Source organism: Trinickia fusca, from assembly GCF_003628145.1.
Classification (GTDB): domain Bacteria; phylum Pseudomonadota; class Gammaproteobacteria; order Burkholderiales; family Burkholderiaceae; genus Trinickia; species Trinickia fusca.
Genome location: NZ_RBZV01000015.1, coordinates 44,477 through 56,133, shown reverse-complemented (window position 1 = coordinate 56,133; position 11,657 = coordinate 44,477). Strand labels below are relative to the sequence as shown.

The window sequence follows — 11,657 nt, the reverse complement described above, 5'->3', positions numbered from 1 at the left end:
GTGGACCGAAGCGAAGCTTGTCACGGTGTCTAGGTTGGCCAACATGCGCGTCCTCGTTCGGCGAGTGTGCCGCGATTACGCTGTTGCCCTGCTCGCCCGAGGTGAGCGCTGCGCCCTAGCGGCAGAACGGGCTGGCGCTTTTTCTTCGGCCAGATGGTCAATAACCACTGGCGGACGATTCGGAAACTGCGCCACCAGCTCCAGTTTCCCACCCATGCCTTCGATGTAGCGCCGTAGGGTCGAAAGTAGCATGTCGCTACGTTGTTCGAGGCGCGAAATGGTGTCCTGCCCGACGCCTAGGGCCTGGGCCAACTCGACCTGGGTTTTCTCGACCGCCTGTCGCAAGTCCTTCAAGGAGGCGAGTTCCTGCGCACGTCGCTCGATTTTCGCGCGACGTGCTGCGGGCAGCGCTGCCATCACATCATCGAGTTTTTTTGCCATGCTTGCTCTCCGTTCCTTTCTCTGCTGCGAGCGAGGCTAGATGCTCATTGAACCGGCCATCGGCCACGGCAATCAGCCGCTTGTAAAACCGCTTCTGGTCAGCGCCGCCCTTGTCGCCACCTACCAATAAAATCGCCTGTCGTTTTGGGTCGAAAGCGAAGGCAACGCGCCAGACGCCGTTGTCCCAACCGAAGCGCAGCTCCTTCATGTTGGCGTGTTGAGAGCCTTTGAGGCTATCAACGGTCGGTCGGCCAAGATTCGGGCCAAACTCACCAAGCAACCTTGCGTGGGCTAGCAGTTCATCCTGCAAACTCTCTGACAGTGCTTGGAACTCTGCGTCGAATGCGTCGTGAAACAGCACCGTCCAGTTCATGTTAGCCATTATGTATCAAAATCAATATGTATTCAATGTCATATGGTCTGAGCATCATATGTAATCAGGGCCATATTCGGAAAATGAATCCGAAGCCTGCTCCGGCTCGAAGTCGATACCAGCCTCTTTGAGCATCCAGGCTTCGATGCGCCTGTGCCCCTTGTCGTTTCCAAAGCGTCCTCCGCGTTTCCAAACTCATCAGCAAGACGGTTTGGCCGGCCGCGGCCAATCAGTCAGCCATTCTGATCGGTGGATGCGTCCACACGAAGCTGGACAGGCTTCCCGTTCGGGGCTGCACTCATTGGTGCAATTGCAACTCGACGTTCTGCGGGGCCACCAGCACATTCAGGAGTTCCGGCTGACGGTCCAGTAGTTTCAGCAGATTGACTACGGCTGCCACAGGCGTGGCTTCGCCGCTCTCGTAACGCGAGAACGCGTTGTGCCCACCCCCCGTCAGGCGGGCCGCCTGCGCCTGACTCAAGTGCAGTTTCTTGCGGATGCGGCGGATTTCATGCTGCGTGTGCTCGCGCGCCTTCAGCACCAGCGCGTCGCTGGCCTCTGCGTATTGCAATGCGCTTTGCTGGTCGAACTCGACTTCCTCGCACGTCCGGCAACGCCAGCCCGACAACCCTTGAACTTGCGCGGTAAATTCCTCGTGCCGGATCGTAAAGGATTCGTTTTCGAACCGCGTCATGCCATTACGGGTGCCGCAGTTCGCGCAGTTGCGATGTTTCATGTCACTTCTCCTTGAACTGGATGACCGGCGCACCGTCGCTTCGCTCGGTAATCTTGATGTAGGCCCAGCCGAGCGACGGTGGCTTGAATGGTGGCGAGCTTGTAATGTGGCGTGCTCTTATCCTTGCTATCATTACCCTTTAAGGGTGGTGATGGCAAGGAGCACGGCAGCGAAGGTGCTCGGGCGCAACAGAATCGAGCCGCTGCAAGCGCGGTTTCGTGCGCTCAACGAGTGGGCGGGGGAGGAAGTCGTGCAGTTCGTACCGTACTTGATCAATGCGGACGCGGGCACAGAGCCCCCGGCCGCGCGCAATTAATGCGACCCGGAGAGCTTAGGCGTATCCAGTACGGCTGCCCCCTTAAGCAACGCGGCCAATAATTCGTCATGGCGTGCGTCGCCGCGAGAGGATTTTGTCCTGAAGCGCGTACAAAGCCGTCAAGACTGGTGAAGGTCTCTGGCGGATGACGACAGGGGGCACTCGTGGGATTGACCGACTGTAGCCTGTTGGCTACGCTTGGCGCAAACAGGCGCTTCGCATGGCTCGCGAACTGGAGATTTGACACATGGCTACGACTACGACTCGATACGACGTTGCCGAACACCTGCGCACCGAAGAGGAAATGCGTCTGTACATCGAAGCTGCGTTCGAAGAGGCGGGCGACGATGCGGCGTTCATCGCTAGGGCGCTCGGCGACGTGGCCCGTGCGCGCGGCATGACACAGGTCGCCCGTGACGCGGGCCTTTCCCGGGAGAGCTTGTACAAGGCGCTATCCGGCGAACGAAGCCCCGACTTCTCCACCATCCTGAAGGTTATGCGCGCACTCGGATTGCATTTGCATCCTGAGCCACTGCCCGCGTGATGGATTACGAAGGGTCGCCACCAGCATTCGTGCATGACAGGGCGGCAGGGTGGGCGCGGCCGTTACTGTCAGACGGTCCGCCCTAACCATAGCCCGGACTCACTAGCCGCTCTGGTGGGCCTGCTGCCGGCGTGCGAGCGCAGGGCTTACCGCATGCGCGGGATCGAAGCCGAAGAATGAGAGGACGTGACGCGCGACGTCTTCGCGGTCGTTATCCGCGCAGATCATGTGATAACTGTTCTCCAGCACGACGCTCCTTGCATCCGGCAGCGCCGCCTCGAGGAAGCGCGCCGAACGCAGACTTGTCAGCTCGTCTTCGCGCGCGTGCAAGATCAGTGTCTGGCAGCGCGTGTCCGGCGCCGCGGCGCGGACCCAGTTACGCATCCGGTCGACCTGGCAGATTGTCGCAAGTGGCACCCAGGGATAATGGAAGTTGTCCTGGCGCTCGAATTTCTTCTTCACGAGCGCGCGCACGAGCGGATTCTTGATCCCGAACGGCTCGCCCTCTTCGACGCGCATCCGTTCCGTCATCCCCGGCACCCGGTATAGCACATGACGAAGCGCGCGATACCACGGCGTTGACCAGCCATCGATGTAGACGGGAGCCGCGAGCAGTGCCAGCCGTCCCTGTGAGTGCTCCACACGATGGCACAGCAGCAACGCGACGAGCGCACCCATGCACATGCCCGCGACGTGAAGCGTGTCATATTCGCGCGCCAGCACGCGGTACTGTTCGGTGACTGCGTCGAGCCACGCTTCAGCGCGTACCCCGACCAGGTCCTCCGGACGTGTGCCGTGTCCCGGCAGCGTGATGACGTGCGTGTCGCCGCCCGCACGTCGAATCGCCTTGTGCAGCACGCCGAGGTCGTATTGCGTGCCACCGAGCCCGTGGATCAGCAGGACGCCATTGCGGCCGGTCATGATAGTCGCGCGTTCCGCCAGTTATGCATTGATCGCCTCGACGGGTTCGCGCACGATCTGCCAGACTCCCGCCACAACTGTGACGTCAGCGTTCGCGTCGAAGAGCGGCGCGCCGTAATCGGTCACTTGGCGGATTTTCCCGCCCGGCAGCATGATGCGCAGTGTCACCTCGTCGCGATCCTCGCCGGCTGCCTCCGCGCCCCAATAGGCGCGAAGCGTTTCCCGGTCACTCGGATGCAGCCGTTCGGCCACGCGCGTGACGTCCGCAAGCTGCGCTGCGTCGACGTCCTGACCAAACACGCGCTGTACGTCGCCGCTCCATTCGAGCACGCCTGTCGTCGGATCAAGCACGTACGCGATTTGGTCGGCGCTCGCGAGCGCAAGCTCGATGTTGTTCTCCACCATGGCTGCGCGCGCGCGTGTCCTTTCCCGGGTGGTCTTGAGCGTGCTGACCGTCAGCACGAGCAGTGATGCGATCGCCAAATAAAGCTGCGCCTCCAGCAGCGAGTGGCCGCGGCGCGCTTCGAGTACTGAGAACGGTCCCTCGCCTTGCGCAGTTTTGAGGATGACCTCGACCGCGAGCAACAACACCGACAATGAACCCGCGCGTCCGCCGAGCAGCACGGTCACGACCACTGTCAGGAACAGCGGTATGTAGGTCAGTGCGTAGTCGACGCCACCGCCGAATTCGTCGCCGTCGCCATCGAAGATGACGAACGCGACCACGACGAGCAGGACGAACGACACGATGCCAAGCACGATATCGACGCGTTCGTGGTCACCCGAGCGATGCGCGCGAAAACGCGACCACGACGCAAGCACGGGCGCGATGAGTAACACCCCGACAAAATCGGAGGCAGCCCATATGGCACCGACTTCCCAAAACGACGCGCCCTTGACGATCGCGAACCACGCTGCGCCACCGATCGCGCCGATCACGCCAGCGAGCAGTCCGGCCAGAATCACCGAGCGCAGAAAATAGAGTCCTTCGAGCGAGAATCGCACGCGGCGCACGAGCCAGACCGCGAGCGCGGCTGCGCCGACCTCGTCGATCGTGAACAGCAGCCCGTTGAAATAGTTGCCATGCTCGATACCGACGAGCACGAGCTGCGCGACGAGAAACGCGCCCGCGAGCGCGAGCCATTCGCCGAACGGGCGCAGCAGGAAAGCGCCAACCGTGACGCCGGCCGGCAGCCAGATATAACCCGTCATCTGGACTGGGCCGTTGAGCTGGTGAGACAGCAGGCCGCTCGCGAGATAGGACGCGGCCCAAAGTAGCGCCGCAACGAACAGGGACTTCGAACGTGAGATTTCCATCGAGGTCTCCTGGTCAATGGCCACAATGTGATTCGAGCAATCTCGCTCCGGTTTCATCTATTTCAACTGGAAAGCTCTGCCGACGAACGGCACATAGCGAGTGGATTGCAGGCCGTTCAAATATGGAGCTACGCGCTTTTTCGGCAAGCCGACCAATTTCTGAAGGGGTAGACCGGTTACGGCGATTGGGTGCTAGAGCGGACATCGGATCGGATGGACGAAGGTAATGCGAGACTGACATGCGGCCGCTACGCGACACGCGCCATTCTAATTCACGCTCCGTCCTCGTCGGCAATGGCCGAGTTGCCTATCGGCTCGTAGGCTCCGGCGACATATCGAAGTCGTAGAGGTGCGCCCAAATCCGTCGCCAAAGCGATACCGGACGAACGTCCTGCAGGTTACCGCGCGCGACCGCGATCTCGTTTTGACAAATCCGGACGAGCGCGCCAAGCGACCTCGATTCATTCATTTCCAACCGCAGGATCTCGGCTTCAAAGGCATTGACCTGTTGCTCGTCGAAGACGCCCTTCGCTACGACCCGGGCCTCGAGCTCCGTGAACGCCTTCGCCAGATCGGCATGGCTGCGCGCCTTCTTGGCATATCCAACCACCAGGCTAAGGGCTGACATGACGGTGATGGCTGCCGCAGTGACGATGAACTGATTCGGCGCGGCGATTTCGGCAATACTGGCCGCGCCGCCGACGACGGCGACAGCCTTCGTAACGTTGTCGCAAACGTCGAAGAAACGTTCGCGCTTCTGGTGATAAATGCGGGAGAGCCAGCAACGGTAGAGTACCGCGTATCGCTTGCCCCATACCTCCGTATCCCAGTCCATAGCGGCTCCAGATGTCGTTGTTACTTGCCCGGGTTCTTGGGTGGTGGGGCGGGCACGTATTGGTCGCGAGGCATGATGACGTAGTCCTGCCGCTGCCCGGAGTCGTGGCTTGGAATGTTCTTCCCGAGCGGCACTTTGTGGTTGCCGTCCCGGGGTGGAGACCGACGCGGCTGGTGAGCCGGCTTTTCCTTGTCTGTTGCCATTGCATCCCCGATCGTTACAGTGGAGGGGCAGTCTGCCCCTTTGCGCTGCTGTTCGGATCCGTCAGGTGAACATTCAGACTGGCTCTGCGTCTTGGCGCGTCGAAATCGTTTCACTCCTTCGGGCCGGATGAGCATCCGATCGCCGGGCGGATGGCGTCCACGGGATCGATAGGTATCTGCGATTAGCCGCATAGCCAAATACAATTACCATGCTAATAATTAGTGCGCTAATCTTTGTTCGTCGGCCGGAAACATCGGTCATCACACCAAGGAGCCCATCATGTCTGTGAACGTTCTATATACCGCCGAAGCCACCGCTGTTGGCGGCCGCGAAGGTGAGATCAAGTCGTCTGACGGCGTACTGCAAGCCAAACTCGCTCTGCCCAAGGAAATGGGCGGGGCAGGCGGTGCCGCCACCAACCCCGAGCAACTATTCGCCGCCGGCTATGCCGCCTGCTTCGAAGGCGCTGTGCGCTTCGTCGCCCGCCAGAAGGGCGTGAAAATTGAGCACGCTTCCGTCACGGCCCGCATCGGCGTCGGACCGCGTGCTGCGGGCGGCTTCGGCATCACGGCAGCTTTGAGCGTTTCCTTGCCCGGCATCGATCGCGCCATTGCCCAGGAACTGATCGAGACCGCCCACAGCGATATCTGCCCGTATTCCCATGCGACGCGCGGCAACGTGGATGTGCAGATCAGCCTGGCCTGAGACGGCGCAGGCATCGGCGCGGAGCCGGCTATCGCGGTAGCTCGCTCCGCTTAAACAGGGTACTAAATTAGCGTACTAACAATTAGTGCTAAAACTAGAGAAGGCCATCATGCACAAAATCTCGAAGCTCTTCACCACCGTCGCCCTGAGCCTTGCTGTGGGCCAGGTGTTCGCCGCCGGCAATCCGAATGTCGAACATCAAACCCAGCAGTTTCTCAATACGCTGGAAGCTGGCGGCGGCAAGCCGCTCGAAACGCTGTCGCCCAAGGATGCTCGCGCGGTGCTGGTCGGTGCTCAGGCTTCGGCCAAGGTCGTGTTGCCCAAGGCCAATGTGATGCAAAAGACCATCGAGCAGGACGGCCAGAAGGTGTCGCTGACCATCGTGCGTCCGGCCGATGCCAACGGGCTGACACCTGTCTTCATGTTCATCCATGGCGGCGGCTGGATCCTCGGCGACTTCCCCACCCACGAGCGTCTGGTGCGTGATCTGGTGGCCGGCTCCGGCGCCACGGCCGTGTTCGTCAATTACTCGCCTTCGCCCGAAGCCCATTACCCCGTCGCCATCAACCAGATCTACGCGGCGACCAAGTGGGTGGCCGCGCATGGCAAGGAGATCGGGGTGGACGGCTCTCGCCTTGCCGTGGCCGGCAATAGCGTCGGGGGCGACATGAGCGCAGCGGTCAGCCTGATGGCCAAGGACAAGGGAGGGCCCAAGATTCGCTTCCAGCTGTTGCTGTGGCCGGTGACCGACGCGAACTTCGAAACGGCCTCGTATAACCAGTTCGCCGAAGGCCACTTTCTGACCAAGAACATGATGAAGTGGTTCTGGGACGCCTACACGACGAATCCGGCCGAGCGCGCCAGCATTTACGCTTCACCGCTGCGTGCGACTGTCGACCAGCTCAAGGGCCTGCCGCCAGCCCTCATCATCACGGCGGAGAACGATGTGCTGCGGGATGAAGCAGAAGCCTACGGCCGCAAGTTGGACGCCGCGGGGGACGACGTCACCGTTACTCGCTACAACGGCATGATTCATGACTTCGGGCTGCTCAATCCCCTCAGCCAAGTGCCTGCCGTACGCTCGGCCGTGCAGCAGGGAGCGAGCGAACTGAAGGCTCATTTGCAATAAGCCAGTGGGCTGCGGGGGCGGTCACGCCCCCGCAGCAGTGCCGCGCGCTGGCGGGCCATTTGCCAGCGCCTGGTTTGCACGCTAAATTTACGCACGCTAACCACGGCAATTCCCGCGTGAAGGGAAAATCATCATGGCCAACACGAACAATCCTGGCGTCGACGCCTTCCTGTGCTTCGCGCTCTACTCCACGTCGCTCAGCATGACGCAGCGCTACAAGCCGCTGCTGCAGGAGATCGGCGTCACTTACCCGCAATACCTCGTGCTGGTCGTACTGTGGAACCAGCAGCGCCTGGGCATCAAGGAAATCGCAGCCCGGCTGCACCAGGACCCGGGCTCGATTACGCCGCTGGTACAACGACTGGAACACCTCGGCTATGTCGCGCGCAACCGCGACCCGAAAAATGAGCGCAACCTGATCGTCACGCTGACGCCAGCAGGCGAAGCCTTGCGCGACAAGTCTTGCGAGATTCGCGATTCCATCGCCAGTGCGTGCAAAGCCCCAGACGAAGAGATCGGCAAGCTGATCGATGCGCTGATGGCGTTGCGGGCCAATCTTGATCAAGGGGAAGCCGGTTAGCAGTTCTTCGGCTTCCCGGTTGGGTCTGGCTATCTCAATCGAACCAAAGCAGCGGCAGATCACGCGTCATCGACATATGCTTGAAACTGCCATCCGCGCGCCCATACAGCGTGACATGATGCGTGCCCGGTGCGAGCCGTTCGCCGGGGGCAGCCGATAGATAGCTCGTGCCGATGGTTCTCGTGCTCACGCAGTCGGGAAGCCTGAGCTGCTGGATGCCCGTCGACCCGCGCTGCACGCCGTCGATCGCGAGCCACATGCTGACCGTGCCGCCCGCATCGGCGCCATCGCCTTGCACGCGCGACTTGCCCGTGAACAGCACCACGCCGTTGTGCCCTTGCGGAATGACGATGTCAGCCTGAGCCAGAACGACGTTGGTGCCTGTCGGCGGCACGCCGGAGCTGCTGCCGATGTCGATGTAGTTCGTGCGGTTGTACGCGGTGTATGCGGTCGGCGCCGAGCCTGCGACGGTCATGCCCGAGAGCGTCACGAGTGTCGAACCAGCACCCACTTTGTAATTCACTATGTTGACCAGGCCCGAGCAGCTGTCGTCCTCGCAGTAGGGCAGGGCTGATGCGTCCCAGCTCACGGTCGCCTGATTGCCGGGCTGCGCATAGAACGCGTGATTGAAAAACGGCGACTGGTTCTCGGCGCCTTTCCAAGTGTCGTTGTCGGCCCACGTTCCGACGTTGTTGGCAGGCTCCTGCCCGTTCAGATAAATGGCCGTCAACGGATCGCCGGGCGCACCCCCCAGAAAGGCGCGGCCCGACGCCAACGCAACGGTCGCGCGGCCGCCCGTATTGATCATCTGCGACACCAGCGGCTGGTGCGGCAACGGCGAGCCCCGCTTGAGCCCGGCCGTGGCGAAGCTCAGCGGCGCCGTATCCTGCGCGACTCGCGACACCATCACCGTATCGGCCGGCGAAGTCATGACCGACAGGTTGCTGCCGGCGCCGACCACGAACGATGCGCCGTTCAGCGTCGAAGCATTGACCCGCAGCACGTGCGTGCCCGCTGCCAGATAGGTGGCGCCGATGACGTTGTACGAGTGCTGCTGGGCGTTGGTCGTCTTGGACCAGTCGATCACGCTGTCGTTGGAGATCTCGCCACCATCGGCCCAGATCGACAAGGCGGCAATCGCCGCGCCGGCCGGAAACACCCGACCGTCCGATTGAACATAGACATACGAGGCCGTCGGCAGAGTGACCGTCGTCGTCAATATCGTGGCATTGCTCGAGCCCACCGATAAGTCATTCGGCAATTGCGTATAGGTTGACTCGGGGCCTGCCGCGAAACTCGCTGTATGGATGGCCATTAATCCGATGCCCAGCGCCGCAGTTGCTACTATCTCTTTGAAAGCGCTCATAATTTTTCTATTTGATTTTTAGGGAGGGTCTGAGATTCGCGCACACGTGCTCGGCCACCAATGGCAGCACGCGGCGAATTGGTATCTATCCTACCGTTTTCGAGGCAGTCGATTTTTATTCATTCGTCGTCGATCGATTAAAGCGATTGTTTTCTCGGTGAGCGGGAAAATGCCGCTGGGGAATCTAAAGAGATTCGCTTTCCTAATCGATTCGCAAATCGGCTGACCACAACCGCTTGCGTTTTCGGGTGAGAAATTTGCTGCTCCACACGTCCCGCCAACGGTGATCCACGTCGTGAGGAAAGTGTGCTCAGGTCAACCAGTCGCGAAATCGGTCCCGGTATAGGCTTCGTGCGACGCATCTTTTTGCTGCGCCTCCTCGGGTTCGGCATGGGGTGCCTGCCGCTCATGCTGCTGATGCGTGAAGAGCAGATGTCGCCGTGGTTCATTGCCGCGGTCGTCGGCGTCTGTTTGGTCTGGCCCCATGTCGCATTCAAGCGGGCGCGGCGCGCCGCCAATCCGCTGGCGTGCGAGCGGTGGAACATGATCGCCGACGCGGCGTGGGGCGGGTGGCTGGTCTCGGCCGTACATTTCGAGCCGGTCGCGACGCTCGTCGTGCTGATGATGTTCGGCATCGACAATATGTCCGTCGGCGGCTGGCGGTTGTTCGGGGCAGGGGCCGCTGCGAGTTGTGTCGGGCTTGCGATTGGCGTGGCCGTGTTCGGTGCGACGCCGGCGCCGGCTGCCGATGCATCGATCGTGGTCACGTGGCTGCCTGTGATCGTCGTCTACCCGCTCGTGCTCGCGAAGACGACACACGATGTATCGACCAAGCTGATCGTGCGCTCGCGGCGCCTGCGTGAGCTCAGCGAGCGCGACAGCCTGACCGGCCTGGCCAATCGCGCCACGATCGGCGACAAACTCGAGGGCGTGCTCGAGTGGGCGCGCCACGCGCATCGCGACGTGGCCGTGCTGTTCATCGACCTCGACGGCTTCAAGACGATCAACGACGCGCTAGGTCACAACATCGGCGATGTGCTGCTGATCGAGGTGGCCGAGCGCCTCATGAATTGCGCCGGCCCGAGCGATATCGTGGCCCGCTATGGCGGCGACGAGTTCGTCATGGTCGCGCGGGAGCGCCACGTGAACGCGCACAGCTTGCCCGAAGCAGTGCTGACGGCGCTTGCACAGCCGGTGTACGCGGCCGGGCATGAGCTCGTCATCGGCGCGAGCATCGGCGTCAGTATGTTTCCGACCGACGGTACCGACGCGCCCACGCTGCTGCGCGCGGCCGACATCGCCATGTACACCGCCAAGAATCGCGGCCGCAACTGTCACGCGTTCTACCGGCCCAGCATGCGCGTGGCCGCCGACGCCCGGCTCAAGCTATCGGCGCGGCTGCGCAAGGCTATCGAATCCGGCAAGCTGCATCTGCACTATCAACCGCAAGTGGACATGCGTAGCGGTCAGGTGCGCGCCCTCGAGGCGCTCGTGCGCTGGTACGACGAGGAATACGGCGACGTTAGTCCCGTCGATTTCGTTTCGGTTGCCGAAGCCTCGGGCTTCGTCTCGGCGCTCGGCGAATGGGTGTTGCGCGCGGCCTGCGAGCAAGCTGCCAAGTGGCGTGCGCAGGGCCTGGCGCCCATGCCGATCTCGATCAACCTCTCGCCAGTTCAGTTGCAGCGCACGAACATCGTGACGACGTTCCAGCGCGTGCTGCACGAAACGGGGATGGCCCCGACGCTGCTCGAACTCGAAGTGACCGAAACCGCGCTGATGAAGAACCCCGAAGCGGCCGTGCGGCAGCTCGACGAGTTTCGTCGTTGCGGCGTCCGCGTGGCCATCGACGATTTCGGCGTCGGCTATTCGAGCCTCGGTCAGCTGAGTGCGCTGCCCGTCGATCGCATCAAGATCGATCGCGCCTTCGTGCGCGGCATCGGTCACGGCGACACGGGGGCCATCGCGACGGCCATCGTCACGCTCGCCAATACGCTGGGTCTCGCGGTCATCGCCGAAGGGGTCGAGACGATCACTCAGCAGGACTTTCTCCTTTCACTGGGCTGCGTGGATGCACAGGGGTATCTATACAGCGAACCGCTCGACCCTGACGCGGCAACGCGCCTGCTCGAGCAAGGCGCCGTGCTGTCGCGGCGGCAAGCGCCAAGCAGTCCTCAGCGAATCGCACTATGA

Annotated in this window: 13 protein-coding genes; 6 read left to right on the top strand and 7 right to left on the bottom strand. The window is 61.9% G+C overall.

Features of this window, described 5'->3' with window-relative positions; genetic code table 11:
- Nucleotides 1-75: 75 nt before the first annotated feature.
- From D7S89_RS23885 to D7S89_RS23875, 3 genes are all read right to left on the bottom strand, one after another.
- On the bottom strand, nt 76-441 hold the full coding sequence (locus D7S89_RS23885) for a helix-turn-helix domain-containing protein (RefSeq protein WP_121281352.1): 366 nt from the start codon (nt 439-441) through the stop codon (nt 76-78).
- Complete coding sequence (locus D7S89_RS23880; protein ID WP_121281351.1) at nt 422-823, bottom strand: type II toxin-antitoxin system RelE/ParE family toxin; 402 nt, start codon at nt 821-823, stop codon at nt 422-424. Before D7S89_RS23880 ends, D7S89_RS23885 begins: the two co-directional genes overlap by 20 nt.
- Nucleotides 824-1,112: 289 nt before the next feature.
- Entirely contained in the window at nt 1,113-1,550 is a 438-nt protein-coding gene (locus tag D7S89_RS23875) for a type II toxin-antitoxin system MqsA family antitoxin (protein ID WP_121281350.1), read from the bottom strand.
- A gap of 151 nt (nt 1,551-1,701) precedes the next feature.
- Between D7S89_RS23875 and D7S89_RS23870 the strand changes: the two genes are divergently transcribed.
- The gene (locus D7S89_RS23870) at nt 1,702-1,866 is read left to right on the top strand and encodes a hypothetical protein (RefSeq protein ID WP_425470900.1); all 165 of its coding nucleotides are present in this window, start codon (nt 1,702-1,704) and stop codon (nt 1,864-1,866) included.
- A 247-nt stretch (nt 1,867-2,113) separates the two neighbouring features.
- Complete coding sequence (locus tag D7S89_RS23865; protein WP_121281349.1) at nt 2,114-2,410, top strand: addiction module antidote protein; 297 nt, start codon at nt 2,114-2,116, stop codon at nt 2,408-2,410.
- 102 nt (nt 2,411-2,512) lie between these two features.
- Here D7S89_RS23865 and D7S89_RS23860 read toward each other — a convergent pair whose 3' ends face one another.
- From D7S89_RS23860 to D7S89_RS23850, 3 genes are all read right to left on the bottom strand, one after another.
- The gene (locus D7S89_RS23860) at nt 2,513-3,331 is read right to left on the bottom strand and encodes an alpha/beta hydrolase (protein ID WP_183085335.1); all 819 of its coding nucleotides are present in this window, start codon (nt 3,329-3,331) and stop codon (nt 2,513-2,515) included.
- Between the two features lie 21 nt (nt 3,332-3,352).
- Nucleotides 3,353-4,648 carry an MASE1 domain-containing protein gene (locus tag D7S89_RS23855; RefSeq protein WP_121281347.1) on the bottom strand — a complete coding sequence of 432 codons (1,296 nt, stop codon included), beginning with the start codon at nt 4,646-4,648 and terminating at the stop codon, nt 3,353-3,355.
- 307 nt (nt 4,649-4,955) lie between these two features.
- Complete coding sequence (locus D7S89_RS23850) at nt 4,956-5,483, bottom strand: hypothetical protein (protein ID WP_121281346.1); 528 nt, start codon at nt 5,481-5,483, stop codon at nt 4,956-4,958.
- 483 nt (nt 5,484-5,966) lie between these two features.
- On the opposite strand from D7S89_RS23850, the gene D7S89_RS23845 reads away from it, so the two are divergent.
- The 3 genes from D7S89_RS23845 (at nt 5,967) to D7S89_RS23835 (ending at nt 8,101) form a co-directional block, all read left to right on the top strand.
- Nucleotides 5,967-6,392 carry an organic hydroperoxide resistance protein gene (locus D7S89_RS23845; RefSeq protein WP_121281345.1) on the top strand — a complete coding sequence of 142 codons (426 nt, stop codon included), beginning with the start codon at nt 5,967-5,969 and terminating at the stop codon, nt 6,390-6,392.
- A gap of 109 nt (nt 6,393-6,501) precedes the next feature.
- Nucleotides 6,502-7,521 (top strand): alpha/beta hydrolase, encoded by a 1,020-nt coding sequence (locus tag D7S89_RS23840; RefSeq protein ID WP_121281344.1) that lies wholly within the window; start codon nt 6,502-6,504, stop codon nt 7,519-7,521.
- A gap of 133 nt (nt 7,522-7,654) precedes the next feature.
- Entirely contained in the window at nt 7,655-8,101 is a 447-nt protein-coding gene (locus tag D7S89_RS23835) for a MarR family winged helix-turn-helix transcriptional regulator (RefSeq protein WP_121281343.1), read from the top strand.
- Nucleotides 8,102-8,135: 34 nt separating this feature from the next.
- On the opposite strand, the gene D7S89_RS23830 is transcribed toward D7S89_RS23835, so the two are convergent.
- The gene (locus D7S89_RS23830) at nt 8,136-9,344 is read right to left on the bottom strand and encodes a hypothetical protein (protein ID WP_121281342.1); all 1,209 of its coding nucleotides are present in this window, start codon (nt 9,342-9,344) and stop codon (nt 8,136-8,138) included.
- 474 nt (nt 9,345-9,818) lie between these two features.
- Here D7S89_RS23830 and D7S89_RS23825 point away from each other — a divergent pair, with 474 nt between their 5' ends.
- Nucleotides 9,819-11,657, top strand: coding sequence for a putative bifunctional diguanylate cyclase/phosphodiesterase (locus D7S89_RS23825; RefSeq protein ID WP_147426755.1), 1,839 nt, complete (start codon nt 9,819-9,821; stop codon nt 11,655-11,657).

What these genes read in the sequence shown, in the direction of transcription:
- D7S89_RS23875 (WP_121281350.1), bottom strand. Translation starts at nt 1,550, where the DNA reads ATGAAACATCGCAACTGCGCGAACTGCGGCACCCGTAATGGCATGACG.
- D7S89_RS23855 (WP_121281347.1), bottom strand. Translation starts at nt 4,648, where the DNA reads ATGGAAATCTCACGTTCGAAGTCCCTGTTCGTTGCGGCGCTACTTTGG.
- D7S89_RS23870 (WP_425470900.1), top strand. Translation starts at nt 1,702, where the DNA reads ATGGCAAGGAGCACGGCAGCGAAGGTGCTCGGGCGCAACAGAATCGAG.
- D7S89_RS23835 (WP_121281343.1), top strand. Translation starts at nt 7,655, where the DNA reads ATGGCCAACACGAACAATCCTGGCGTCGACGCCTTCCTGTGCTTCGCG.
- D7S89_RS23880 (WP_121281351.1), bottom strand. Translation starts at nt 823, where the DNA reads ATGGCTAACATGAACTGGACGGTGCTGTTTCACGACGCATTCGACGCA.
- D7S89_RS23865 (WP_121281349.1), top strand. Translation starts at nt 2,114, where the DNA reads ATGGCTACGACTACGACTCGATACGACGTTGCCGAACACCTGCGCACC.
- D7S89_RS23860 (WP_183085335.1), bottom strand. Translation starts at nt 3,331, where the DNA reads ATGACCGGCCGCAATGGCGTCCTGCTGATCCACGGGCTCGGTGGCACG.
- D7S89_RS23840 (WP_121281344.1), top strand. Translation starts at nt 6,502, where the DNA reads ATGCACAAAATCTCGAAGCTCTTCACCACCGTCGCCCTGAGCCTTGCT.
- D7S89_RS23850 (WP_121281346.1), bottom strand. Translation starts at nt 5,483, where the DNA reads ATGGACTGGGATACGGAGGTATGGGGCAAGCGATACGCGGTACTCTAC.
- D7S89_RS23845 (WP_121281345.1), top strand. Translation starts at nt 5,967, where the DNA reads ATGTCTGTGAACGTTCTATATACCGCCGAAGCCACCGCTGTTGGCGGC.
- D7S89_RS23885 (WP_121281352.1), bottom strand. Translation starts at nt 441, where the DNA reads ATGGCAAAAAAACTCGATGATGTGATGGCAGCGCTGCCCGCAGCACGT.